The organism is Mesorhizobium sp. LSHC420B00, from assembly GCF_000503055.1.
GTDB lineage: Bacteria > Pseudomonadota > Alphaproteobacteria > Rhizobiales > Rhizobiaceae > Mesorhizobium.
In genome coordinates this window covers 179,694-204,234 of sequence record NZ_AYVY01000006.1, presented here as the reverse complement: position 1 = coordinate 204,234, position 24,541 = coordinate 179,694, and the positions used below count along the sequence as shown (strand labels likewise).

The window sequence follows — 24,541 nt, the reverse complement described above, 5'->3', positions numbered from 1 at the left end:
TCCCAATCTAGATACACAAAACCTGGCTGCACCTTTCGGCATCACGCGGACGTTGGATTTCTGAGAAAGCGCGAGCGTCAATACTAACTTCTGGTGATGGAATTTTCCCGTGAGATAGGCACGCTCCACGGCGAAAGGAGTGCCCCGCCATGACCGTCCTCGCCTACAACCTTGCCAATGACATCAAAGGATTGTGGAGGGTCGTCTTCGTGCCGGACGAACTGCATCTGTATNTCGCCTACAACCTTGCCAATGACATCAAAGGATTGTGGAGGGTCGTCTTCGTGCCGGACGAACTGCATCTGTATGTGGAATTCAGCCAGCCAGACGCCGACACAAACCCGGTTGATTGGATGAGCGTTGATGATTTCCTTGCATGGCGGCCGAAAGGCGCACTCCACAAGCGAGCGCGCGACAGCTTGGTTTCGCTCATTTGCAGGGCGCTGACAGGGCGAGGAGACAAGCGAAGACCCGCGCCGAGATCGAGTGTGAACGCCGCGGGTGGGCCTATTCGACGTTCCGAAGGCGCCGCGATGATGCCCCCAACGCGATAGCTAAAGCTCTTATCGGTGACGGTGCGCGGGCTTGGCTTTGAAGNATCGTGGAGGGTCGTCTTCGTGCCGGACGAACTGCATCTGTATGTGGAATTCAGCCAGCCAGACGCCGACACAAACCCGGCTGATTGGATGAGCGTTGATGATTTCCTTGCATGGCGGCCGAAAGGTGCACTCCACGAGCGAGCGCGCGACAGCTTGGTTTCGCTCATTTGCAAGGCGCTGACAGGGCGATGAGACAAGGGAAACCCGCACCGAGATCGAGTGCGAGCGCCGCGAGTGGGCCTAGGGCCCCACAAGCCAGTGCCACCCCGCCGCCGGCAAACCGCGGCGGGCGAGTGCCTCGGGGAAACGATGGTAGATTGCTAATGCGTTCGCGCGTGTGGCCTTAAGTCGCAAACTATTGGCTTCAGAAGCAGGGCGTAGGGCTTCATTGATGGTGCTACCAACACCATATGGTGACCCATAGCCCTCCAAAACGAGAGAAGCTCGTCCCCCGACGGGTCGCACTGCGGCCGTCAGCTGGTAATTGCTACGAACTAGGAAACCATCATGCCTGAAAATATCAGACCAACTTCGAGAGATGTCCCCCTCATTCAGCTAGGCCTCTATCAGTGCCGCTTCCCGGTGAGCGAAGACGCTTCTGTACCCGGCGGTTATCGTTTTTGTGCTGGGCCAACTTCGCCGGATCGCGTCTACTGCGATCACCACCACAACATTGTGACCGCCGTGGACCCTCGTGGAGCCCGTTCGGGTCTCCACCTCGCTCAACGACGCGCCGCGTAAGTCTGACGGGCGGCGGCCTCCCGGCCAGGCGCTATGCGCTCCAAGGCCTTGGCTACGCCCATTCCGTCGGCTCGGTCTGGCCCATCCTCCCTTATGCCGTCTTCGCCGATGTATCCCCCCGTCGCCCGATTGAGAACGACGACTTCTCGCCGAGCCCTTCAGCTCGCTACTCGCACAAACGCGTCGGCTCCAAAGGTTTGTCTGTCAGCACATCTTCAATGTGCCCGCGCCTGAAGCCCCAACATCTTCTGCGACCAAACCGCGTACCTGGCACCGCCGATCGGTTGCTGCGGGGGATTTTCGCTGTTCGCAGCTGAACAATGCCTATCAACCTTGTCATCGCACCTAGTCGCACGTAGCGGCCGTTCGAATTCTCATCGCTCGGCGCGATGTTTGGTCCGTCTGGCCAGAAGAGCGGAGCAAGCCATTGACACCCACGAAGTTGCTGATTGGGCAGATCGCTGTCGTATTCGCAATTGTCATTCTTGGCGTGTGGACTGCAACCCAATGGTGCGCCCACATGCTCTCCTATCAGCCGCCACTCGGCGCGCCATGGTTTGTGACAGTCGGCTGGCCGATCTACCAGCCGTGGAAACTGTTCGAATGGTGGTTCCAATTTGACGCCTATGCGCCTGAGGTCTTTGACAAGGCTGGCATACTTGCCGGAGCCAGTGGGTTCCTGGGCTGTGCCGCCGCGATAGCTGGGTCCCTCTGGCGCGCACGGCAGCGGGGGTTGGTCACCACCTATGGGTCCTCACGATGGGCCATGAAGCTGGAAATCGAGAAGGCGGGGCTGTTTCAGCCGGCCGGCGTTTTCCTTGGCGGACTGAATTATCGCTATCTGCGCCATGACGGACCGGAACACGTCATGGCCTTTGCGCCGACACGTTCGGGCAAGGGCGTCGGACTCGTTGTTCCAACCCTTCTTTCCTGGACCGGCTCGGCCGTCATTCACGACATCAAAGGCGAGAACTGGCAGCTGACCTCTGGCTGGAGGTCGAAGTTCTCGCACTGTCTCTTGTTCAATCCGACCGATCCGAGATCGGCGCGGTACAACCCGCTGCTGGAAGTGCGCAAAGGTCCAGATGAGGTCCGCGACGTTCAGAACATCGCCGACATTCTCGTCGATCCGGAAGGCGCGCTGGAGCGGCGGAACCATTGGGAGAAGACCAGTCATTCACTTCTAGTTGGCGCCATCTTGCACGTGCTCTACGCCGAAGAGGAAAAGACACTCGCCCGTGTCGCCACCTTCCTGTCGGACCCGCAACGCTCATTCGCTGCGACACTGCAGCGGATGATGACCACAAACCACCTCGGCACGGTGGACAAGCCTCAGGTCCATCCGGTCGTGGCCTCGGCGGCTCGTGAGGTGCTGAACAAGTCAGAGAACGAGCGCTCAGGCGTTCTCTCGACCGCCATGTCGTTTCTCGGGCTCTATCGTGATCCAAGGGTGGCCGCGGCAACATCGGCCTGCGACTGGCGCATTGCCGACCTTGTGGATGCCGAGCGACCGATGTCGCTGTATCTGGTCGTGCCGCCGTCGGATATCTCGCGCACTAAGCCCCTGGTGCGATTGGTGCTCAATCAAATCGGCCGGCGGCTGACCGAGCGCCTGGAGGGCGATCCAAAGAAGAGCCGCAAGCATCAGCTCCTGATGATGCTGGATGAATTCCCGGCGCTCGGTCGGCTCGACTTCTTCGAGACTGCGCTCGCCTTCATGGCAGGCTATGGCATCCGCGCTTATCTGATCGCGCAATCATTGAACCAAATCTCCAAGGCCTATGGCGAGAACAACGCCATTCTCGACAATTGCCATGTGCGGATTGCCTTTTCCTCAAATGACGAGCGCACGGCCAAACGCATCTCGGACGCGCTCGGTACCGCGACGGAACTCAGATCGATGCGCAACTATGCCGGCCATCGGTTGGCGCCCTGGTTGTCCCACGTCATGGTAAGCCGCCAAGAGACCGCTCGCCCCCTGCTGACGCCGGGTGAGGTGATGCAGTTGCCGCAGGCTGACCAACTAATCCTGGTTTCGGGATTGCCGCCGATTCGCGCCAAGAAGTTGCGTTATTACCAGGATCCGAATTTCACGAAGCGAGTGCTGCCTTCGCCGGTGCTGCGCGACGGTGCCTACGCGGATCGGCCCACGTCGCGCCCGGACGATTGGAGCGGACAGGTGCGCGGCGTGGATCGGCGTCTTGCTGGCGATGACGACAGTGCCGGCGCGGCAATCGAAGACGGAGGTGTCCAGCAGCAGCGCCATCCGGGCCTGCGCGAAGAACGGACCCTCGTCGCCCAGGAGCCTGATCAGGGCGATCTGTTCACGCCCGCAGACGATGACTGCGAGACGCTCGCCGACAAGCGCGTCATGGATCGGATTTCCACCGCGGCACGTGCGTACGGCCTCAATGAGAGAATGGGCGACGACAAGGACATCGTGCCCGGCTTCTGAACGGCGCGCCATACGCGGGCGCATCTCAGCGTAGATAACGGCCGTAAGCGATTTCGAGGATCTCGACGATGCTCGTTCCCGTCGCCGGTGCATCAGCGCCGGTCAGAGGGAACGAGCAGCATGAAGCCCCACCGCATTCGTCACCAGTTTTTGCTTGAACCCGAGTTGAGCGAGAAGCTGGAGAACCTCAGCCGCAATCCATCGACCACCAAATCGGCCATTGTGGCGCACGCGGTCGAGACCTTTATCGAGCGGCGTGGGGAGAATGAACTCGACCAGCGCTACGGCAAGAGGCTCGACCGTCTTTCCCGCGACCTCGGACATGTCAGGCGCGATGTCGAGATGATCCTGGAGAGCCTGGCGCTCTTCATCCGCTTTTCGATCACGCTTCATGCTCACACGCCGGTGCCGGACAGGGCCACGCAAGCGATTGCCCAGGAGCGCTTCGACAAATTCGTCGAACAGGTCGGCCGCCAAATCGCTTCCGGGAAACGGTCACTTGGCACCGACGATCGCACGGGAGGGGAAGGATGAGTTCTCATCCGGAAGCCGACCATCGCCGCCGCGTCATGCTGCGCACCGCCATGGGTCCGGCGATCACCGAAGCCCTTGCCGATCCGACCGTCATTGAGGTGATGGTCAATCCCGACGGTGCGCTGCGGCTCGACCGGTTGGGTGAAGGCCGGGTCGACACCGGCGTGCACATGCATCCTTCTGAGGCCGAACGCATCATCCGCCTGGTCGCCTCCCACGTGCGCGCCGAGGCGCATGCTGACAATCCGATTGTCAGCGCCGAATTGCCATCGGGCGAGCGCTTCGAGGGTCTGCTGCCGCCTGTCGTGCTGGGGCCATGCTTCGCCATCCGAACGCCTGCGGCGAAACTCTACACGTTGGCCGACTATGTCGCCGACCGGGTCATGCTGCCGCCGCAGGCCGATGCGCTGAAGAAGGCGGTCCGTGAGCGGCGCAACATCCTGGTCGCCGGCGGCACGTCGTCGGGCAAGACAACACTTGCCAATGCGCTGCTGGCACAAGTCGCCGATTGCGACGAGCGGGTGATCCTGATCGAGGACACGCGCGAACTGCAATGCGCGGCGAAGGATTGCGTTGCCTTGAGGACGAGGCGGGGGTCGGTCACGCTCGCCGATCTCGTGCGCTCGACCCTGCGGCTCAGACCCGACCGCATCATCGTGGGCGAAGTCAGGGGCGCGGAAGCCCTGGACATGCTGAAGGCATGGAACACCGGGCATCCCGGCGGCATCGCGACGGTTCACGCCAATTCGGCGCGTTCCGCTCTCTACCGTATCGAGCAGCTCGCCCAGGAAGCCGTCGTCACCGTTCCCCGCCGCCTCATCGCTGATGCGGTAGATCTGATCGTCTTCATCGCTGGGCGCGGATCCTCGCGCCGCATTGACGCGATCGCTGAGGTCACCGGTCTCGACAGCAGCGGTGATTACGCCGTCACCCCGCTCACGCTTCCGCAACTCCAGCAGTTTTGAAAGGTCACCTCATGCTCAAGAAGCTTCGCTTCCTTTCGTCCACCGCGCTCGCGTTTCTTCTCACCGTCCCGGCCCACGCAGCGGGCTCCGGCATGCCTTGGGAACAGCCGCTGCAGCAGATCCTTGAGTCGGTGCAGGGACCGGTCGCCAAGATCGTCGCGGTGATCATCATCATCACCACCGGCCTGACCCTTGCTTTCGGTGACACGGCAGGCGGTTTTCGCCGGCTGATCCAGATTGTCTTCGGCCTGTCGATCGCCTTCGCGGCATCGAGCTTCTTTCTCTCCTTCTTCTCCTTCGGCGGCGGGGCACTCGTCTGATGGCCACCGGAGAGCAGCATATCGAGGGTTTCGAAGTCCCCGTTCACAGGGCATTGACTGAGACGATCCTGCTGGGCGGCGCGCCGCGAGCGGTGGCGATCCTCAACGGCACGGTGGCCGCGGCAATAGGCCTTGGCCTGCAGCAGTGGATCGCCGGACTGGCGCTCTGGATCACCGGCCACACCCTCGCGGTCTTTGCCGCTCGCCGCGATCCGGACTTCGCCAGCGTGCTTGTCCGTCATCTTCGCCTGAAGGGGTGGCTTGCATGCTGAACCTTTCGGAGTATCGCGGCAAAGCCGATCGGCTTGCCGACCATCTGCCCTGGGCCGCTTTGGTCGCGCCCGGCATCGTGCTCAATAAAGACAGTAGCTTCCAGCGAACCCTCCGGTTCCGTGGCCCCGACCTTGAAAGCGCGACCGAAGCCGAGTTGGTCGGCATCTGCGCGCGAGCCAACAATGCGCTACGAAGGTTGGGCTCCGGATGGGGGTTGTTTTTCGAGGCCGAGCGCATTGAAGCGCTGGGCTATCCGAGCTCGGCTTTTCCCGATGCTGCCTCATGGCTGGTCGATGAGGAACGGCGGGCGGCCTTCGAGGGCAAGGTGGCGCACTTCGAGAGTCGCTATCATCTGACCTTGGTCTTCATGCCGGCGCCAGATGGCCAGGCGCGGGCGGAAAGCGCACTGGTCGACTCGCATCACTCGGGAGGGGCTAGAGACTGGCGCCAGGAGCTGGCGTGGTTTCGCGACGAGACCGACCGCGTCCTGGATTTGCTGTCCGGCTTCATGCCGGAAGTGCGCGCCCTCGATGATGCCGAGACGCTAACCTATCTGCACGGCACAATCTCGACCTACCGCCATCCGGTCGCCATGCCGGAAACGCCAATGTATCTCGACGGTGTTCTGGTTGACGCGCCGCTTACCGGCGGCCTGGAGCCGATGCTGGGTGAGCAGCATCTGTGCACCCTCACCATCCTTGGTTTCCCGAACGTCACCCGGCCAGGGATCCTCGACGCGCTCAACCATCAGGATTTCGCCTACCGCTGGATGACGCGCTTCATCCCGCTCGACAAGACGGAAGCCACAAAGACACTGACCCGGTTGCGCCGTCAGTGGTTTGCCAAGCGCAAATCGATCGCAGCCATCCTGCGCGAGGTCGTGACCAACGAACCCGTCCCCCTCGTCGATAGTGACGCCGACAACAAGGCGCTCGATGCGGATGCCGCCCTTCAGGCATTGGGCGGCGATCACGTCGGCTTCGGCTATCTCACCACAACGGTGACGGTATGGGACCAGGACCGGCAGACCGCCGCGGAAAAGCTCCGAGCGGTTGAGCGCATAGTCAATGGGCTCGGCTTCACCACGATCCGTGAAAGCATCAATGCGGTCGAGGCGTGGCTCGGCTCGTTGCCCGGTCATGTCTACGCTAACGTTCGCCAGCCGCTCGTTCACACGCTGAATCTTGCCCATGTCATGCCGCTGTCGTCGGCGTGGGCCGGTCCGGTGGATAACGAGCATCTCACCAACGTGACTGGGACCGAATCCCCGCCGCTTCTCTTCGCAGAGACCAACGGGTCGACACCGTTTCGGCTTTCCACCCACGTCGGCGATGTCGGCCACATGCTGGTCGTTGGTCCGACCGGTGCCGGCAAGTCGGTTCTGCTTGCGCTAGTCGCTCTGCAGTTTCGACGCTATGCCGGGGCGCAGGTCTATGTCTTCGACAAGGGCAATTCGGCTCGTGCGGCAACACTGGCCATGGGCGGAGAACACCACGCTCTGGGCGCGGATGGTGCGCTTGCCTTCCAGCCACTGAGCAATATCGGCGACCAGGCTACTCGCAGCTGGGCGGCGGAATGGATCGCCGGCCTCGTTGCCCATGAGAATGTCACCGTTACGCCGGAGGTAAAGGAGGCGATCTGGTCGGCCCTCATCAGCCTTGCCACTGCGCCGGTGCAGGAACGCACGCTGACGGGCTTGTCGGTTCTGCTTCAGTCCAATGGGCTCAAGGCCGCGTTGATGCCCTACACGCTCGACGGTCCCTTCGGCCGGCTGCTCGATGCCGATGAAGATCGGCTGGCTTTGTCGGATGTGCAGTGTTTCGAGACCGAAGAGCTGATGCACAGCCAAGGCGCTGTGCTCCCGGTGCTCACCTATCTGTTCCATCGTCTCGAGGAGCGGTTCGACGGACGGCCGACGCTGCTGATGCTCGACGAGGCGTGGGTCTATCTCGACAACCCTCTCTTTGCCGCCCGCATCCGTGAATGGCTGAAGGTGCTGCGAAAGAAGAACGTCTCCGTCATTTTCGCCACGCAGTCACTTGCAGACATCGCTGGCTCTTCCATCGCGCCGGCGATCATCGAGAGCTGCCCACAGCGCATTTTTCTCCCCAATGACCGTGCCGTGGAACCGCAGGCGCGGGCAGCCTATGAGCACTTCGGCCTGAACGAGCGGCAGATCGAATTGGTCGCCCGTGCCACACCGAAGCGCCAGTATTATCTGCAGTCGCGCCGCGGCAACCGCCTCTTCGAGCTCGGGCTCGGCCCGATCGCTCTTGCGCTCTGCGGCGCCTCTGATCCGGCCACGCAAGCTTTGATCGACAGCGTCCTGTCAGAGCACGGGCAGGACAGCTTTGCTTCCCGGTTCCTGAGTGCGCGCGGCCTCGATTGGGCTGCCGAGCTTCTCCAGCAATTCCCTCAACCAGACAAGGAGCAATCGTCATGATGCGGCGCCGTCTTCTCACCAGCCTGATCACCGTTTCCCTAATCGCAAAACCGATGGCCGACTACGTCCAGCCGGCCCACGCCCTAATCGTGTTCGATCCGTCGAATTATGCGCAGAACGTGCTGACAGCGGCACGTTCCCTGGAGCAGATAAACAACCAGATCCAGTCGCTTCAGAACCAGGCGACGATGCTGCAGAACATGGCGCGGAATCTTCAGCGCTTGGATTTTTCTTCCGTCGGCCAGCTCACAGGCTCGCTCCAACGGATCGACGGCCTGATGACCCAGGCCAGCGGCCTGAGCTTCGATCTCGACAAGCTTCAGAACCAGTGGCGTGTGCAATATCCGGAAAGCTACGACGCCACAATCAAGGTCAGCGATGTGGCGAGCGCCGCGCGCGAGCGCTGGCAAAACGCCATGCAGGCGTTCCGCCAAACCATGAGCGCGCAGTCGCAGATCGTGGAGAACGTGCGGGCCGACGGCGACCTGCTTACCGATCTCGTCAACCGCAGTCAGGGCGCGGCAGGTGCCCTTGAGGCAAGCCAGGCCACCAATCAGCTGATCGCGCTTTCGACCAAGCAGCAGATCCAGATTCAGACGCTGCTCGCGACCCAGTTCCGGGCTGAAGCCGAAGATGCTGCCCGCAAGGCGCAGTCCGAGGAAGCCGCCCGCGAGACGACGAAGCGTTTCCTGGGCACCGGTACGGCCTATCCCGGCAACTGATCAGCAGTTCTTCAAGACAACGAGGAAGGCGGCGACATGAATGACCTCGGCGTCATTGATCGCTTCATGGAGACTTTTACCCGCTATATTGATAGCGGGTTCGGTCTGCTTTCGGGCGACGTCGCCTTTCTCACCACCATCCTGATCGGCATCGACATCACGCTGGCAGGCCTGGTCTGGGCGTTCGGCGGCGAGCCCAATGTTCTTGGCCGGCTTGTCCGAAAAGTGCTCTATGTCGGCGCCTTCGCCTTCATCCTGAACAATTTTAAGAACCTCGCCGACATCATCTACCATTCCTTTGCCGGGCTCGGCATCAACGCATCGGCCGGCAATCTGTCCGCCGACAGTCTCCTGCGGCCAGGCCGCATTGCCGCGGCCGGCTTCGAGGGCGCCTGGCCGCTGCTCAATCAAGCGAGCCAGCTAGTCGGCTTCCCCGAGATCTTTGGCAACGCGCTGACCATCTTCGTGCTGCTTCTCGCCTGGTTTCTGGTCCTCATCGCCTTCTTCATTCTTTCAATTCAGCTCTTCATCACCATCCTGGAGTTCAAACTCACCACATTGGCCGGTTTTGTTCTGGTGCCCTTCGCGCTCTGGAACCGCTCGGCGTTTCTGGCCGAGCGCGTGCTCGGCAATGTGATTTCGTCCGGCATTAAGGTCATGGTGCTTGCTGTCATCGTAGGCATCGGCTCTACGCTCTTCGGCGAGTTCGCTTCCGCGCTGCAAGGCAAGGAGCCGGACTTGGCCGCGGCCATGTCTCAGGTGCTGGGTGCGCTGGCGCTGCTTGGGCTCGGCATTTTCGGGCCGGGAATTGCCTCGGGTCTTGTCTCGGGCGCGCCGCAGCTTGGCGCGGGAGCCGCACTCGGAACCACCGCGGCGGCTGGCGGATCAACGCTCGTTGCCGGAGGTGCGGCGCTTGCCGGCGCGCGCATGGCAACCGGCGGCGGTCTCGCCGCCGTTCGAGCCGGCACGGCCATGGGATCGGCTGCTTCCACAGCTTGGCAGATGGGGCGTGCAACATCGCCCGAGTCCGGCCTCGCCGGCGTAGCTGCTGGACTGCAGGGCGTTGCCGGCGCAGCTGGCGGCGCCGCGATGCGGGGAATGCGATCTGCAACAGAACCATTCCGGCGCAGCGCCGATGCCGGCCGCGATGCCGCTTGGACCGCGACGGGCGGCACGCCGACCGCATCAATGACCGGAAACCCTGCCGCGTCAGGTGCCAATGCCGCGCCGGCGTGGGCGAGGCGCTTGCGTTCCCAACAGACCGCGCGCGCCCATCGCCACGCCGCCACGCAGGCCGTCCGCGATGGCGATCGGGGTGGAAGCGGGGCCAACCCCTCTCTCAACGATAAGGAAGACTAGATGCTCTTCAAGCGACCTGTTCAGCGTTACGGGAAGACGCCCCACCCCGTCACACCATACCAGAAGGCCGCCCAACTTTGGGACGAGCGCATCGGCGCTGCGCGCGTGCAGGCAAGGAACTGGCGCCTGATGGCCTTTGGCTGCCTCGCTCTGGCCATCGGGCTCTCTGGTGGACTCTTGTGGCAGTCGATGCAGGGCCGCGTCGTGCCTTATGTTGTCGAGGTCGACCGCTTCGGTGAAACACGGGCTGTCGCGCCGGCAATCCAAACCTACGAGCCCGACGATGCCCAGATTGCCTGGCATCTCGGCCATTTCATCCAGAATATCCGCTCCGTCTCCACCGATGCGGTGCTGGTGCGGCAGAATTGGCTCTCGGCCTACGACTTCGCCACCGACCGTGCAGCCCTCTTTCTCAATGAGTACGCTAAGGCCAATGACCCGTTCGGCAAGATCGGCACGCGCAGCGTCTCGGTGCAGGTGACGAGCGTGGTTCGAGCGTCCGACAACTCCTTTCAAGTCAAATGGACCGAGCAGGTCTTTGAGCGCGGCAGCCTCGCCAGCACAACGCGTTGGACCGGGATCCTCACCATTGTGATCCGGCCGCCGAACAATACCGATCAGCTGCGCAAAAACCCGCTCGGCGTCTTCATCAATGCCATCGACTGGTCGCGCGAGCTGGACAGCGCCGCGCCGACAATCGTTTCCCCGAAGGAGCCCGCCAATGACAAATAGAGCCCCATCGCTCCGCACCGTCCTGATCCTGTTGGCGTCGACCGCGGTACTTTCGGCCTGTGCCTCGAAGCCGGTGCCGCCGCCGCAGATTTCCTATGACCATGCTGACTTCAAGCCGGCCGCGATTGAGAAGGCGCCGGAGAAGCCCGTCAAGGTCGTGGAAGTGCCGAAACCGCTACCGCTGCCCGGCCAGTTGCAGCCCGAGCCGGGCAAGGCTGCTGAAGACAGGCGCTCGCCTGAAGAACGTGTCGCCGATGCCAACAAGGCGGCGACGCAGCAACCCACCAAACATGGCTATGTGAATGCGGTGCAGGTTTACCCCTTTGCCGAAGGCGCGCTCTACCAGCTCTATGCCGCACCGGAGCGCGTCAGCGATATCGCTCTGCAGTCAGGCGAGAAACTCCAATCCGTGTCGGCCGGCGATACAGTGCGCTGGGTAATTGGCGACACCGTCAGTGGCTCCGGCGATGACCAGCGCACCCATGTGCTGGTGAAGCCCTTCGCGCCAGGACTTGCCACCAATCTGGTGATCACCACGGACCGGCGAAGCTATCACCTGCAGCTTCAAAGCACGGATAAGACCGCCATGGCGGCAATCTCCTGGACTTACAGCGAGGACCAGATTATCGCGCTACGCCGGCGCGATGCGCAGGCCGACGCCGCTATGCCAGTGGCGTCGAATGTGGCTCTCGAAAATATTCGCTTCCGCTATTCGATTACCGGCGACATGCCGCCCTGGAGGCCGACGCGCGCGTTCGATGATGGCAGCAAGGTCTATATCGAGTTTCCGCGCCGCATCGATCAGGGTGAGGCCCCGCCGCTCTTCATCGTCGGTGCTGACGGGGACAACCAGCTCGTCAACTACCGCATACGCGGCAACTATTACATTGTCGATCGCCTCTTCGCCGCGGCCGAACTGCGCCTCGGCGCCAAGCAGCAACAGGTGGTGCGCATCACGAGGACCGACGGCAGGCAAGCGCCGCTGCGGAAATTGCTCTTTTCGCGTTCCAGCAGGTGAGGGACGGCCCATGACGGATACTTCCCGCTCCGATGCTTCACCGAAACTCGATCCAGAACAGCTGCAGCTGCGGGCCTCGCCTCGCCGCGCTGTGCGCTTCAAGCGCGGCATTATTGTCGCCATTGCTGCTGTTGGTTCCGGGACCGTTCTAGGCGTCACCATGATGGCGCTGCAGGGACCGGCGCTGCGCATCAAAGAGCAGGCTGAAGAGCTTTACAACACTGAGCGGAAGCCAACCGCGGAGGCAATTGAAAGGCTGCCTAAGGACTATTCCGCGATCAAGCCCAAGCCTCCGGTGCTTGGACCACCGCTGCCCGGCGACCTCGGCCGCCCCATCCTTGAGCACCAACGCCAGCTGGGCATCGCGCCGGGCCAGGAGGTTTCGGCGGAGGAGCAGCGCCTTGCACAGCAGGCGATCGAGGCGCGCGAATCGCAAGTCTTCTTCCGGATCGAAAATCGACCCCGGCAAGCAGATGCCGCCGGCAACGGGCAGGGCGGGCGTCCACCCTTTGAGGCAACGGCTCCACAATCCGATGCCGCACGCGATTCAGCTTCCGTTGCACCGGCCGAGGGCGACCAAAACAATCAACAGCGCAAGCTCGATTTTGTCAGCCAGCGGAACACAAGTGGAATCTACAATCTGCATGCACTGCAGACGCCGGCTTCGCCCTATCAGCTGATGGCCGGCAGCGTCATCGCAGCGAGCCTGATCACTGGCATCAATTCCGACTTGCCCGGCCTCGTCGTCGCACAGGTCACCGAGAATGTGCACGACACAGTCACCGGCAGCACCTTGCTCATTCCGCAAGGCTCTCGCCTGATTGGCACCTATGACAGCGTTGTTGCCTTTGGACAAAGGCGCGCGCTGCTGGTCTGGCAACGGATACTGCTGCCCGACGGCTCTTCGATCGAAATCGACAATCTGCCGGCGACGGACACCGCCGGCTATGCCGGGCTTGAGGACAAGGTGGATTTCCACACCTGGCAGCTGATGAAAGGCGTTGCGCTGGCCACGTTGCTGGGGGTCGGCACCGAGCTGAGCCTCGGGCAAGACGAAAGCGACCTGGTCAAAGCAATCCGCGAATCCGCTCAGCAGAACGTCAGTCAAGCTGGCCAGCGCATCACCGAGAAGAACCTCAATATTCAGCCCACGATCACCGTCCGCCCTGGTTGGCCACTGCGCGTCATCGTGCACAAGGATCTTGTGCTGCGACCGTACCCGCATTGACTGGAGTCATCATGACCAATCTGAAACTCGGCAAACTTCCGGATCGGACACCTTCGAAGATCACCATAAGCGTAAGTGCAGACCTGAACCAAGCACTGAAGGACTATGCGGCGCTTTATCGTCAGACCTATGGCGAGTCCGAATCGGTAGCGGAACTCATCCCGTTCATGCTGGCGGAGTTCCTGGAGAGCGATCGAGCGTTTGCCAAGGCCAGAAAGGAAGGGCTCCCTGTCGTCGACAAGTCAGAGAAATCGCGGCGGCAGCCAATTTCAGGGTCCGAATAAGTGACAGCGACCAGTGAGTCCGAGGGGGCACCTTTCTAGGCGGGCAAATGCATTGAAGCAACTTGCCGGCGGCAAGCCGAAACACAGGGCACAAAAGACGAGCTGATCTGCCCCGAACCAATGCCGGCTCTGCGCCCGTTGTCGGTCGTTGCGGACTGTTATGCAGGCTCCTAAAAGCAGACGCTACAATTCCTTCGAATCGTCCGAGAGTGTGAAATGGGACTTTCACACTGAGACGGTCTTCTCTAAGGAACGACTCAATTTAGTAGATCGAATTATCCATAGGAGGCTCTTGGGGAACATTTCTACTATGGAATTGATCCAAAGACAGCGCCAGACAGTGAGGGCTTTGTTTTGGGCCGCTTGCAGTCCAACCCGTCCGAGTTTTTCTAGCGTGGCCTTTGGATGGTCGTATAGATCGTAGCGCGCCGACGCAACGATTGCTACAGGGTGAGGGCTCCGCTCTCCGCCTGCCTATGGGCGTACTCGTAGGACTGCAGGAAGTCGTCCGCAGTGCCGACACATTCCGCAAGTCCGAACCGATCGCGCAGGATCTCGTCCATCGGATCACTGGCGATTGACACGTAGAGCCCGGCTCCACTACCGCGCTCTACCAACACGCGTCTCGCATTTTCATCCCGGAGTGAGTGGCCAACAACAATCACTGGTCGATTCCCGATCACTTGGGCGATGCTACTCCAGTATGGACTGTCGAGGCGAGCGTGGGCTGCGTCCTCTTCGGTGACAATCAATGAGAGGGGCTACCGACGGACCCATCGACCTGAAATATGGTGAGTTGCTCTCCGTCCCCACGAACCTCACCGTTCGATGATCGGACTGTGTAGGGCACGCCTCGTGCGACGCTGGCCCGCTCGAACAGGTCGTCGTAATTAGTGGTGACGATGTGGCGGAAGCTTGAGACCGCCGCCAGATGGCCAAGCGTCGGCGCCACACCTTGCACCATATCGAATGCTTGAACCACAGTCCTTTCCAGCTCCGCTCGGCCGAACCGGCGCTCAACGGCAGAAGCGACGTCCGCGAAGCGGTGCCTCGCGAGGATACGGTCCCCGTCGATGCCAAGCGACAAACGCGCGCCGAAGAGTTCAATCATCACGTTAGCCGTCGGCAGTCCAGCAGACACCGATATGCCTGCGCCAGCTAAGAGCACCGGGTCGAGACCGACGAAGCCGGTAGGAATCGGCATCCTGTCGAATTTCCGTCCAGAGGCCCCCGTAAGTGTCCGGATGCCAGTGAGCCGCTTCTCGGCCATCTCCTTCAAGACCGAGCGGTGGAAAAGATCAAGCAAAGCGTCTCCTACCTTGCGCTCGAGTTCATCAATCCACTCGAACTCTTGCCTGAAACGGCCAGCCTCCCAATCTCCGACCTCCCGGCGAAACGAGTCGCGCGCTATTGCCTCCACCGTGGTGTTGGACGATCCGTACGGGATCTTCTTGAAGAAGGGAAGAATCGGCAGCCCGATCGTTTTGGCGTACAGAGCCTCCATATGCGTTACCGATCGTCCTTCGCCGCCTCCAGGGCCGGTCGGCGGGATCCAACCGTAGCTGTCTCCACTCAGCAAGACGAAGAGGTGAGATGCCTCAATCTCTGCGCGGATGACGTCCCAACTGGCGCTACCATCGGGATGCATGTTTTCGGCATTGACGGGTTCAAGGTTGAGAGAGCTGAGCCGTGCAGACACGGCCCGACGCGCATCGCCGAGATCATTCATCGTGCTACTAATGAACACACGTAACCTGCTGGACACCGGCACTCTCCCATCCGAAGAACGCAATCTGTCACCCGCCATTAAAACGGGCGGCGTCAAGCGCTCTAGTCTCTCTACGCTGCTTAAGTGCCCAGGGCTCTGATTTCCTGTTCTACCACACGATAGCGCTCCCTAACCTCCTCTCCGGAGTAGAAGCTGATTAGATCCTGTTTCGACAGGGTTCCGTCCTTCATGAATTTCGCCAGATACCGGCCGTTGAATTCCATCAGGGAAATGCTCTTTTCTAGCCGCGCCAGAATCGCTTTGGCAGTCTCGATATTGGAAAGGACAAGCGAGCGGATGGCTGCCGCGTCAGAAAGATCCTTCGCAGTCCGGCTAACGATGAGGGCGAGTATTTCCAAATCGATGTCATCGCTCTTGGGTCGCAGAACAAGGTCCCGCGCCAACGCATAGGCGATCGCCAAGTTGCGGTAGTCGCCGCGGGCTGAATCCACAATCACCACAAAACCGACACCGGGAATGAACTTCAGGTCGTTGACTTCGGCGAGCACCGAATTGTCAGCCAAAGTAGCGTCCAGAACGATGATGCCGGCCTGTCCGTCGCGGTTGGCTTGGGTCTCCAGAAGTTGGCTCCAGGCGGTGTCGAAAGACTTGGAGAAGACGTCCTTGGATCGGATGTCGCCGAGCCGAATACCCTTGTCGAACTTGCACTCGATAGCGATGCGCGCGCCCGGACGCCCCGCTATCTCGCACAGGATATCCCCCGTCTTGTTCCGCGGAAGCAGTCCTGTGCTGCTTCCGGTTAGATGCACGGTGTCTTCAAACCGGCGTGATTTGATGAGGTCGTTGAGGAAGTCCGCGATCTCAATCTCAGCGTGCGCACCCTTGGCGGCGCTTTTGTAGAAAAGCTCTTGCTTCATATCGAAGATCAGCTTCAGGCTTTCCAGTTCGGTGCCGAGACTGTTTGCAGTTTGAGAGAGGAACGAAGACAGCCGGTCCTCCATCAGAGCAAGGACACCGATGTAGAGCGCTCGATGCAGCTTTTCATCACGATCGGCTGCAGGCAACCGGTTGAAGAAGGCGAACACCACCTCGTTTGCTAGCTCAAAGGACGAGATTTCGACCCGGCGTCGTTTCTGGTCGAGCGAGACGGTTGCCATGCGGTTGGGGCCTCCAGGGTTCAGACGCGGCTGTAGCGGTAGTGTCCCTTCAAGTTCGCGGCTAGAAAGACGCCTTTTGACTCGGACCGTTCGAACTCCTCAGCCATACGTGCCGGCACACCGTAATATTCGTACACGCCTCCATTATTGAACAGAACCTGCAGAACCTGCGTCCCCTCATCGTATCGCAATGCCTGGATGCTGGAGGAAGTGAATGGTGCAAAGTCTCGGAATGCCATGATCTAGGCCTCGTTGGAGTTTGTGAGGGAAGGATTCTGTTGCCGCCAGACACGAACGAAATCGTCGTATGATGCGTCCGCGTTGAGGTGAATATTCCATCCGCCCGGCGATTGGGAATCCTCTGGCATCTGGACGTCGCAGACCAGTGGATCCTGGCTGTCGGGCCTGCGGTCCTTGGGCGGGGCCTGGATAGTTGCTCGCATCGGCATGTTGACGGCTTCGCCTAGCACTATGGCTTCTCCCGTCCGCAAGATAGGCAACATGTTCGTCAGACCCTCAAGATTGTCCGAGAGCGTGCCGGTCACGTGTGAGCGATCGGTCGCGTTGCTCAGCCGTAGCGCGAAAAAAGTTCCGCACTGAGAGAGGATGGTCGGATCGATTTCGGCGGGGCGCTGGCTGACAATCATTGCACCGATGCCGTATTTTCGCCCTTCCTTGACTATCCGCTGCACGATGCTCGCCGCCAGGCCGTCGTTAGCGCCGTTGAGATAGTTGTGAGCCTCTTCCATGACTATCAGCAACGGACGTTCTCGCCCTCCCTCGGAGAGGTTTCGAGCCCAGAACAGTGCATCGTAGAGGACGCGCAGCACGACCCCGATGATGTCGTTGGTCATGGATGACGGCACGCCGGACAGGTCGATGATGCTGGTGTTGCGAGCGCCCCCAATCCATTGCTTCATCAACTCCATTAGGTCTTTTTCGACCTTTCCGTCCAGGGCAGGATGCCAATCACCCGCCTTCAGAAGAAAGTCGAACCGTGACACCCGGAGCTTGGACCCTAAATTTTCAAGCGCGCTGGCGAGATTGAGAGGGTCCGGAAGATAGCGGATCTTCTCATCGTCCCCCTTGATATCCTTGACCCTGCGGAAGCGAGGAGCGACGCCCTTCATCGCGTCGCCCACCATATCGTTGCCCGCGCCATCCTTCTCATACATCCACGAGCTCGGATCAGATGGATTGCCGAGCGCGGGATTGTAAGTTCCGAACTCGGCGCAATACAGGTCATACCAGAGTTTGTTCAGAGAGAAGGGAACAGGGCTGTCTCCGCCGACACTGGCTTCGTCAATCCCGGCAAGTGGGTAGGTGCGCAGGAACGCGCCTTTGGCTGCGATCACGCGTTCTAGGATGACGTTCCGCGCCTTGCCGTCTGCCGGTAGAGCCCCAAAGGTCAGGCGGAGCATTTCATCGAAATTCAGAGCCCAATAGGGGATGCGGAGCGGAAGCTCGTTGGCGGCCTTGGCGTTTGGATTGATTCGAAAAATGTTCGCCCGATCCCCCAGCGCTTTTGGGTATTCTCCATGAAGATCGAGAACAACGATCCTTGATGATGGAAACCGGCCTGGATCCGACAGCGCGGATAGGATGCCTGCGACGGTCGTCGACTTGCCCGATCCCGTGGTTCCGACGATTGCCGAGTGGCGCGTGACCAGTTTATTGATGTCGACAAGGGCGTCGATCGACTCGCTTCCCGTAATGTGTCCTACTCTTACGTAGTTGTTGAGCGCGCCCACGCGGCCGTAGATCGCCTGAAGATCGGTCTCGGAGACGAGGTGAACCTCGTCGTCGATGGTGGGGTACTGGGAGATGCCCCGCTGGAAGCTCTCGGACTTATGACCTTCCCCGATCAGCTGCACCGTCATCCACCGATGACTTTCTGCCTGCTCTCCGACCCTGGAGGCAGGGACAGCACTGGCTCCCACCTGACTGACGATTCCGAATAATTCTGTATAGCCGACCGGGATCTTGACGAAGCTGCCGATCTGGCCGATGCGGTAGCCTTGGCCCCTGACAAAGGTCAGCCCCGAATGCTGCCCGGAACCGAGCGTAACGCTCACAGTCGTTCCACTGACGTCCTGAACCGTGCCAATGACCGTCGCGAGGGCCGATTCAGACGGCGTCATCTTCGGTCACCTCACCGGTGAGATAACGGATCAAAAAGCCGAAATGAGCGAAATTACCTAAGCCGACTTTTGTCTTTCCGTCGGCCGCTTTGATGACTATGCCCGGTGGTATAGAAGAGGAAACGTCATCAGCGAGGGCCTTCCAGAGCCCTTCAATTCGCCCGATTATAGCCGAATGATCGCCCAAGATGCTCAGGTTCGGCAGCTGAAGTCCGCACTCGCGAGCCTTCTTGTAACGAACATCAGCGGGATCACCGTATATAAGGCCGAAGACCTGGGCGGTCGGATTGGCTTCCAGAGACCTGCAGATGACGTCATTAATGTGCTCATCGCTAAACGAATAGCCCGACATGAACAGGATTGCATTCGGCTGAAGGATGAAGGCCTTCAATCGGTCGAGCATTGCCAGATAGGGCATCTTCCGGCTCTGATCGTATTTAAGATGCGACGGATAGATCAGATACGAGGTGCTCGTGTCGCGGTTGTCTGACCGCACGACTCTCTTGCCATCACCCGTCAAGCGCCAATTGAGCGAGCCGTGTATTTTCCATAAGCGCGCCCAGCGAGCTGGAAGCAGGTTTTCATCTTCTACGGCCCCAAGGTCAAAAAACGCCTTCCGAGTTCCGACGAAGCCATCGAAATAAGGTGTGGCGGACTCTTCGAGCGCTTGTTCGACCAAGAGATCGTAGTTGGTAGTAAATATCTGAACCGGTTTGGCGCGTCGGATCGATCGGGCCCAGATCGCCAAGTCGTGATACGCAGAACTGCGATCCGGCAGGGCCTTATCCACTTGTTCACTGATGACGGCGCAAATCTCGGCATCCAGCTGATCGAGCGTTGTTCGGTCGAGCCCTCTGACTGTACTAGGACCAGCAACGGCGGCCAGTTGCCGGATGTAGCTTAAGATATATTCAATATTATTGGCTCCGCCATCGTCCTCGATCACGGCCGTGAGCAACTTCTTCCATGCTTCCTTGTGCGCCCCGACGGCGAAGGTCTCGCTAATCACTTTGGTTAGGCCGGCGACGTCAGGGATCAAGGCCGAGCCGTCGGCCAACCGGATCGATAGCGGACATCCGGCTCCAATGAAGAAGCCGACCGCTCTCTTGTTTTGGGATAGAGCCTGCTGGATATAATGTATCTGGCGTACAGCTTCGTGTTCCAAGTATTTACCCCCGTCGCCCTCACGACGAACTATTTAGCACCGTATCTGATTGCTACGATTCGCGCCAAGGCAGTTGACGATCCTATAGCAATTAGTGCGATGAGGGTATTGGCGGCAAGCTAAGTCTGGATGACCGCGCGGTGACAAAGAAGAATCACCTCGAAAAGGTCGGCGAGCTTGACGAGAAATTCGCCAAACTCGCCAAATCGTCGGCCAAGTTACTCAAGTCCACCGAGAGCCGAAGAGATCCGGGTGCAGGTGTAGGGTGCGTAGATGTCGCAAATTCCCTCGATGTGTATGTCGTCAGTGTGAAATACGGTTTTCACACTATCGGACATGCCCAAGGAATTTTGACGTCAGCTCACGGGCCAACAGCGGAACGGCCGCCTCTGAGCATCATCATACTGTGTGCTGCCAGTCCGCTCTCGTGAAGATCCTATGGGGATGGAAGGCGACCAGCGCTCTGCCAGAGTGAAGCCGCCAAACATCACCTGGAGGTCAGCATGCAAGCCAACACCACGGCCGCTATCCGCGTCGATCTTGCCGCAATATTTGTCTCGTTAGAACTGTCTCGTTCAAAATGGCTCGTGACTTCGCTTTCGCCAGGTGGGGGCGAGGGAATGTCGAGACACCTCGTGTCGGGGGCGACATTCCGGGTTTGCTCGATCACTTCGCAGAGCTGCAACGAAAGGCGGAAGTGCGGACAGGGCAGCGTTTCCGGGTCATATCAATCAAGGAAGCTGGTCTGGATGGATTCTGGATACATCGGGTCCTCGAACGCGAAGGCATCGAGAGTTATGTCGTTGACCCGGCATCCATTGCCACATCGCGTCGCCGCCGGCGGGCCAAGACCGACAGGATTGACGGGGAAGCACTGGTTCGAGCGTTGCTGGCCTACAACCGCGGCGAGCCTAGGGTTTGCGCCATGTTGCGAGTGCCAACGCTGGAGGAGGAAGACTGTCGCCGGTTGGTGCGGGAGCGGAAGGCTCTGACGAACGAGCGATCAGGCACGTCAACAGGATAAAGGGCCTTTTGTTCAGCCAAGGTGTGTCCGGATACGAACCGTTGAAAGGCGATCGACGCAGATGTCTCGACGCGCTCATTACCGCAGATGGGCGTCCACTGCCGCCAGCGCTCATAGCGCAGATCAGCCGCGAGCTTGATCGCATCGAGTTGCTGATCCAGCAGATCAAGGATGTTGAAGAGGCACGCGACGCCTTGGGGCGCCTGCTCCTGAGTTGGCTTTGGAGTTGGAACAGGAATAGGCGGCTCATCTGTTGGGGAGGTGAGATCGCTTGGCTGCTCTATGGTCGGCAAAGCCACTGGCTCCGGCAAGGTTTTATCCCAGAGACCAAGCTTGATGCCCAGCCCAATCCCGACTGCCGCCACTGCAATGGCCCCGCCTGTCGCCATTCGGCGAATGGCGGTCGCTCGAGCTGTTTTCTCTTGAGCCGCGGCTTGAGCTTGCAGGGTCGGAATTGCCGACCTCTTGACGGCGAGATCGACGGCTTGTTCAAGCAGCGTGGTGTTATGCCTGACGAGCACTTTTGCGGTCCTTCATTGATACCGTCACGAGATCAGCGACCTCAGGCGGCAAATCTTGGTCCAGGGCTTTTCGAAGAACTTCGGGGTCGTCCGTGAAGAGCGGAACATAGAGGATCTCTTTGACCACCTTTTCCACAGGCACCTCAACCCGCTTCTCAACCTCTTTCTCGACCATAACTTCGACTGGTACCTTAATCGTTCGAATTCGGCGCCAACGCCAACTCAGAAGCATTCTGCGGAGCAGCCTGGAAGTCTTGCTCTCTGAATTGTCCTCTTCTCGGGCGGCAATGCGCTGGAGCGCTAGAGCGACCATTGCCGTAATTGGTCCCGCGAGCGCGGCGATGAGCGCGAGCGAGCCGAACCAAATNCTGGAGCGCTAGAGCGACCATTGCCGTAATTGGTCCCGCGAGCGCGGCGATGAGCGCGAGCGAGCCGAACCAAATCACAGAGATTATTCCGGCCTGTGCCTCAGTCTCCAGTTCAGGTTTGCTGCCGTACCAGCGGGAGGCAATACGGCGGACCTGATCTGTTCGCGCCATGGGGATCCGCTCCTTCTCCAAACCGCTGAGTTCCTTGGCAATCAGGTCTTGTCTGACCTGGTTTTGGGCCGAGATGTGTGCCTTGTTGGCCTCAGCGGCCTGCGCTTCTGCGAGCCGTTTGCCAGCGTCATCCAATCGGCGCTGCCAAGCCCCGGCATCACTGTCGCGCGTCTGTTCCAACGTCGAGCGTCTATCCATAAGTTTTTGCCTCTGGTCGGCAGTCATAGGAGGGCTGCTTGCCCGCAAACATCGAAACCTGCACGCAGGGCGGCGACCTCTTGGTCGAGCGGCTCTATCTGAGTGTCGAACTTGGCTATAATTTTAGTGCGTGGATTAGCAAGTTTCGCCACTTCTGATTCTAGCCGGCGTGCCGAGTCGCTATCGCCGGAATCGCGCGCCATCTTGATACGTTCAACAAAGCTGTCGCGTTGACGCTCGAACTGATCAACGGCTTCCTTTGCTTCTCCGTCGCGCTGCTGAATCAACGCCAATCGAACCGCGCTTTTTTCCTCCACTTGGTCGCGAACGCGCGACGCTTCTGGAGTAAGGGCGGTCGTTCCCTCCAATTCAGCATTGACCTCGGCAATCTGCGACTGAAAGGTCGCCCGGGATTTTTCCGCAAGAGACGCAAGCTGCTCAATTTCGGAACGCGCCTGTTCGACCTGATCGGATTTTCGGCCAAGTTCGTCGGCCGAGGCCAGCTTCATAGCCTCCTGGGTCCAGCGCGTCGATTTTGTTTACGAGTTCCTCGTAACGCAGTTGGCGCAGAGCACCCGCTCGCTCCATTCCCATAAACACCGTCTCAAAGGTTATGCCTGCCAGAACGAGGAGGAAGACCAAGATCATGGGCTTCCAGAACCAGGACGCACTAAAAAGCAGGGTGGCTATCGGTATTTTGGTGAGCTCAGCAATTGCCACCATGAGAAAGGCGCACTGGCGAGCGTCAAATCCATGGCAGTTACGGATTCGCTCGCAGAAAACGCCATGGACACCTAGAGCTACGCCTGTCGTAAGGCCAATCGCTGCCGCAGCGATCTTGCTAGCAGAGTGTTTCGCATGGGATCCCATCCTTGTCGCGATCGAGTTTTCCGCCCCATGAGCAGTTTTGCAGGTACCAGTTGGCTTCGTCGCAGGAACCGATCTGCTTGCACGTTCTCCGCGGCTCGCAAGAATAGCCGCTCTGCGCGACCAGCTTACGGCTGATGATGCCCAGCGGGCGACTCGACGGCGCCGCGCCGTCGGCGTGCGCAGCGCGCCATTCCCAGGGTGCCTGAAACGTCCCGGCCCACAGGCCGATCTTTGAGGCTTGGGCTTGCGCCTGCTGCCCCCCATAGGCGCCCTGGCTGTAGTGAGGCCAATCCAGCGCCTGGCCGTGCTTGACCATCCAGGCGGCCACGCCCGCGCCGTCGGCGCGCCGACAATCGCCGACAAAGCGGTGGTAGCGGTCCCACGTCACGAATGTGCATTCGAGCGGCCTCGACGCGGCCAGGAAAGCGTCCAGCGCTTCGGCCGATCGCCGGCCGCAAGGATACTCGGCGCCATTCGCATCGCGGCACAGCTGCCGGCTCTCTGGCGCGTCGATGCCGTTGAAGCGGACGCGCTGGCCGTGGATTTCGATCGTATCGCCGTCAATGACGGAAGCGACACCGGTAAGCGAGGCGGGCGCCGCCCTTCGTGGGCTGGCCTTTGATGCATCGTCGCTACGTTGCGCGCCCGACGGCGCCAGGAAGGCGGCCACCGCCGCCGCTGCCGTAAGACCGAGCATTGCCGGCACGCTCGCAAGTTGGCGCCGCCACAGCTTGGCACCGGTGGGTCTCTGCCACCGATTGGATCGATATTTGCGGTATGGCCTGCTCATCCGCTACGCCGACCAGCCCGGCCATGCGCTGTCGACCATGGGCAGGCCGGCGCAATAGTAATCGTCAAGGAACCGCCCGGTGGACCGGTCGCGGCAGCGCCAGATAACGCTGTAGTTCTGGCCATAGAATTGGTCCCACGCGACGCCATAGGTTTGTGGTGGCGGTGGCCGGTAATATGTTCCGCCTCCATAGCCGTTGTTGGCAGCGACACCCACAGCTGCGCCGCCGACAGCCGCGATTGCTATGCCTGTCGCGACAGCATTGTCGGTTTGCACAAGCCTGGTGCACTTCTCTGCTGTTGCGCCCCTGCGCACTAGAAGGGCCGCTACCCTGCTACGATACTGTTCGTCCGTGCTGCTGGCGAGAACGTGACATAGCGCAACGGTATTCATTGCCGTGAGATCGCTGTCCGACACGACAGCGCTCGTAGAGCAGCTGCTGACGCACAGGGCTGCACTTGCGATGAGTGCTCCAATTTTCATGTGAATCCCCCAAACAAATATTGGGGCGAGTCCGACCTAGAAGTCCAGAGTTTTGTTTTTCACTTTGCTACGATTCACAGCATGCTGCGGCTAGCTGGCATCCACTGCAACCAACCCTTCCGCCGGTCGTTGACTGATGCTGGGTTGATCTCAGCCACTCCAGAACTTGCCCGCTGGCTCAAAACCGGCGGGCTTTTTTTCCGCGACGCCGGAAGGCTCTATCTCGCCGCATGTTGTGGTACATCGGCACG

23 protein-coding genes and 1 pseudogene are annotated in these 24,541 nt (G+C 60.2%); 14 read left to right on the top strand and 10 right to left on the bottom strand.

Translation table 11 applies throughout. The features are described from left to right. Positions 1-617: 617 nt before the first annotated feature. From X760_RS52235 to X760_RS52175, 13 genes are all read left to right on the top strand, one after another. Positions 618-791 carry a hypothetical protein gene (locus X760_RS52235; RefSeq protein ID WP_156948060.1) on the top strand — a complete coding sequence of 58 codons (174 nt, stop codon included), beginning with the start codon at positions 618-620 and terminating at the stop codon, positions 789-791. Positions 792-1,767: 976 nt separating this feature from the next. Then, complete coding sequence (locus tag X760_RS52230) at positions 1,768-3,795, top strand: conjugal transfer protein TraG (protein WP_031193936.1); 2,028 nt, start codon at positions 1,768-1,770, stop codon at positions 3,793-3,795. A gap of 120 nt (positions 3,796-3,915) precedes the next feature. Continuing rightward, complete coding sequence (locus X760_RS52225) at positions 3,916-4,329, top strand: CopG family transcriptional regulator (protein ID WP_031193934.1); 414 nt, start codon at positions 3,916-3,918, stop codon at positions 4,327-4,329. Beyond that, positions 4,326-5,294 carry a P-type conjugative transfer ATPase TrbB gene (gene trbB / locus X760_RS52220; RefSeq protein WP_023718723.1) on the top strand — a complete coding sequence of 323 codons (969 nt, stop codon included), beginning with the start codon at positions 4,326-4,328 and terminating at the stop codon, positions 5,292-5,294. Before X760_RS52225 ends, trbB begins: the two co-directional genes overlap by 4 nt. 11 nt (positions 5,295-5,305) lie before the next feature. After that, positions 5,306-5,614, top strand: coding sequence for a TrbC/VirB2 family protein (locus X760_RS52215; protein WP_023680310.1), 309 nt, complete (start codon positions 5,306-5,308; stop codon positions 5,612-5,614). Further along, positions 5,614-5,886 carry a VirB3 family type IV secretion system protein gene (locus X760_RS52210; protein WP_023718722.1) on the top strand — a complete coding sequence of 91 codons (273 nt, stop codon included), beginning with the start codon at positions 5,614-5,616 and terminating at the stop codon, positions 5,884-5,886. The genes X760_RS52215 and X760_RS52210 overlap by 1 nt, the downstream gene beginning before the upstream one ends. Further along, positions 5,880-8,330, top strand: coding sequence for a conjugal transfer protein TrbE (gene trbE / locus X760_RS52205; RefSeq protein ID WP_023718721.1), 2,451 nt, complete (start codon positions 5,880-5,882; stop codon positions 8,328-8,330). The genes X760_RS52210 and trbE overlap by 7 nt, the downstream gene beginning before the upstream one ends. Next, on the top strand, positions 8,327-9,052 hold the full coding sequence (gene trbJ / locus X760_RS52200) for a P-type conjugative transfer protein TrbJ (RefSeq protein ID WP_023718720.1): 726 nt from the start codon (positions 8,327-8,329) through the stop codon (positions 9,050-9,052). The genes trbE and trbJ overlap by 4 nt, the downstream gene beginning before the upstream one ends. Positions 9,053-9,088: 36 nt before the next feature. Next, positions 9,089-10,411, top strand: coding sequence for a P-type conjugative transfer protein TrbL (gene trbL / locus X760_RS52195; RefSeq protein WP_023718719.1), 1,323 nt, complete (start codon positions 9,089-9,091; stop codon positions 10,409-10,411). Next, a complete protein-coding gene (gene trbF / locus X760_RS52190; RefSeq protein WP_031193931.1) occupies positions 10,412-11,143 on the top strand; it encodes a conjugal transfer protein TrbF in 732 nt (243 codons plus the stop codon). Continuing rightward, complete coding sequence (gene trbG / locus X760_RS52185; protein WP_023718717.1) at positions 11,133-12,161, top strand: P-type conjugative transfer protein TrbG; 1,029 nt, start codon at positions 11,133-11,135, stop codon at positions 12,159-12,161. Before trbF ends, trbG begins: the two co-directional genes overlap by 11 nt. A gap of 10 nt (positions 12,162-12,171) precedes the next feature. After that, entirely contained in the window at positions 12,172-13,389 is a 1,218-nt protein-coding gene (locus tag X760_RS52180) for a TrbI/VirB10 family protein (protein WP_023718716.1), read from the top strand. Between the two features lie 11 nt (positions 13,390-13,400). Beyond that, positions 13,401-13,673: a DUF2274 domain-containing protein gene (locus X760_RS52175; RefSeq protein WP_023718715.1), complete on the top strand. Its 273-nt coding sequence runs from the start codon at positions 13,401-13,403 to the stop codon at positions 13,671-13,673. 443 nt (positions 13,674-14,116) lie between these two features. Here X760_RS52175 and X760_RS76265 read toward each other — a convergent pair whose 3' ends face one another. From X760_RS76265 to X760_RS52150, 6 genes are all read right to left on the bottom strand, one after another. After that, on the bottom strand, positions 14,117-14,257 hold the full coding sequence (locus tag X760_RS76265) for a hypothetical protein (RefSeq protein WP_156948058.1): 141 nt from the start codon (positions 14,255-14,257) through the stop codon (positions 14,117-14,119). A gap of 164 nt (positions 14,258-14,421) precedes the next feature. Next, positions 14,422-15,480, bottom strand: a complete 1,059-nt coding sequence (locus X760_RS52170) for a DUF4062 domain-containing protein (RefSeq protein WP_084642612.1) — start codon at positions 15,478-15,480, stop codon at positions 14,422-14,424. Positions 15,481-15,521: 41 nt separating this feature from the next. Then, positions 15,522-16,559: a hypothetical protein gene (locus tag X760_RS52165; protein WP_023718712.1), complete on the bottom strand. Its 1,038-nt coding sequence runs from the start codon at positions 16,557-16,559 to the stop codon at positions 15,522-15,524. A gap of 20 nt (positions 16,560-16,579) precedes the next feature. Continuing rightward, entirely contained in the window at positions 16,580-16,798 is a 219-nt protein-coding gene (locus X760_RS77915) for a KTSC domain-containing protein (RefSeq protein ID WP_023718711.1), read from the bottom strand. A 3-nt stretch (positions 16,799-16,801) separates the two neighbouring features. Then, positions 16,802-18,700 (bottom strand): ATP-binding protein, encoded by a 1,899-nt coding sequence (locus X760_RS52155; protein WP_023718710.1) that lies wholly within the window; start codon positions 18,698-18,700, stop codon positions 16,802-16,804. Continuing rightward, a complete protein-coding gene (locus X760_RS52150) occupies positions 18,687-19,865 on the bottom strand; it encodes an SIR2 family protein (RefSeq protein WP_023718709.1) in 1,179 nt (392 codons plus the stop codon). Before X760_RS52150 ends, X760_RS52155 begins: the two co-directional genes overlap by 14 nt. A 503-nt stretch (positions 19,866-20,368) precedes the next feature. Between X760_RS52150 and X760_RS74615 the strand changes: the two are divergent. Continuing rightward, a pseudogene (locus X760_RS74615) lies at positions 20,369-21,074 on the top strand (transposase); the annotation flags it as partial. Between the two features lie 319 nt (positions 21,075-21,393). On the opposite strand, the gene X760_RS76260 reads toward X760_RS74615, so the two are convergent. The 4 genes from X760_RS76260 to X760_RS52125 form a co-directional block, all read right to left on the bottom strand. Further along, entirely contained in the window at positions 21,394-21,585 is a 192-nt protein-coding gene (locus X760_RS76260) for a hypothetical protein (protein WP_023718707.1), read from the bottom strand. A 585-nt stretch (positions 21,586-22,170) separates the two neighbouring features. Continuing rightward, on the bottom strand, positions 22,171-22,656 hold the full coding sequence (locus tag X760_RS52130) for a hypothetical protein (protein ID WP_023718705.1): 486 nt from the start codon (positions 22,654-22,656) through the stop codon (positions 22,171-22,173). Between the two features lie 332 nt (positions 22,657-22,988). After that, positions 22,989-23,687: a thermonuclease family protein gene (locus X760_RS0137720; protein WP_245278576.1), complete on the bottom strand. Its 699-nt coding sequence runs from the start codon at positions 23,685-23,687 to the stop codon at positions 22,989-22,991. Between the two features lie 123 nt (positions 23,688-23,810). Then, the gene (locus X760_RS52125; RefSeq protein WP_023680062.1) at positions 23,811-24,083 is read right to left on the bottom strand and encodes a hypothetical protein; all 273 of its coding nucleotides are present in this window, start codon (positions 24,081-24,083) and stop codon (positions 23,811-23,813) included. Between the last annotated feature and the right edge of the window lie 458 nt (positions 24,084-24,541).

What these genes read in the sequence shown, in the direction of transcription:
- X760_RS52225 (WP_031193934.1), top strand. Translation starts at nt 3,916, where the DNA reads ATGAAGCCCCACCGCATTCGTCACCAGTTTTTGCTTGAACCCGAGTTG.
- trbB (WP_023718723.1), top strand. Translation starts at nt 4,326, where the DNA reads ATGAGTTCTCATCCGGAAGCCGACCATCGCCGCCGCGTCATGCTGCGC.
- X760_RS52215 (WP_023680310.1), top strand. Translation starts at nt 5,306, where the DNA reads ATGCTCAAGAAGCTTCGCTTCCTTTCGTCCACCGCGCTCGCGTTTCTT.
- X760_RS52210 (WP_023718722.1), top strand. Translation starts at nt 5,614, where the DNA reads ATGGCCACCGGAGAGCAGCATATCGAGGGTTTCGAAGTCCCCGTTCAC.
- trbE (WP_023718721.1), top strand. Translation starts at nt 5,880, where the DNA reads ATGCTGAACCTTTCGGAGTATCGCGGCAAAGCCGATCGGCTTGCCGAC.
- trbJ (WP_023718720.1), top strand. Translation starts at nt 8,327, where the DNA reads ATGATGCGGCGCCGTCTTCTCACCAGCCTGATCACCGTTTCCCTAATC.
- trbL (WP_023718719.1), top strand. Translation starts at nt 9,089, where the DNA reads ATGAATGACCTCGGCGTCATTGATCGCTTCATGGAGACTTTTACCCGC.
- trbF (WP_031193931.1), top strand. Translation starts at nt 10,412, where the DNA reads ATGCTCTTCAAGCGACCTGTTCAGCGTTACGGGAAGACGCCCCACCCC.
- trbG (WP_023718717.1), top strand. Translation starts at nt 11,133, where the DNA reads ATGACAAATAGAGCCCCATCGCTCCGCACCGTCCTGATCCTGTTGGCG.
- X760_RS52180 (WP_023718716.1), top strand. Translation starts at nt 12,172, where the DNA reads ATGACGGATACTTCCCGCTCCGATGCTTCACCGAAACTCGATCCAGAA.
- X760_RS52175 (WP_023718715.1), top strand. Translation starts at nt 13,401, where the DNA reads ATGACCAATCTGAAACTCGGCAAACTTCCGGATCGGACACCTTCGAAG.
- X760_RS52170 (WP_084642612.1), bottom strand. Translation starts at nt 15,480, where the DNA reads ATGGCGGGTGACAGATTGCGTTCTTCGGATGGGAGAGTGCCGGTGTCC.
- X760_RS52165 (WP_023718712.1), bottom strand. Translation starts at nt 16,559, where the DNA reads ATGGCAACCGTCTCGCTCGACCAGAAACGACGCCGGGTCGAAATCTCG.
- X760_RS77915 (WP_023718711.1), bottom strand. Translation starts at nt 16,798, where the DNA reads ATGGCATTCCGAGACTTTGCACCATTCACTTCCTCCAGCATCCAGGCA.
- X760_RS52155 (WP_023718710.1), bottom strand. Translation starts at nt 18,700, where the DNA reads ATGACGCCGTCTGAATCGGCCCTCGCGACGGTCATTGGCACGGTTCAG.
- X760_RS76260 (WP_023718707.1), bottom strand. Translation starts at nt 21,585, where the DNA reads ATGGTCGAGAAAGAGGTTGAGAAGCGGGTTGAGGTGCCTGTGGAAAAG.
- X760_RS52130 (WP_023718705.1), bottom strand. Translation starts at nt 22,656, where the DNA reads ATGAAGCTGGCCTCGGCCGACGAACTTGGCCGAAAATCCGATCAGGTC.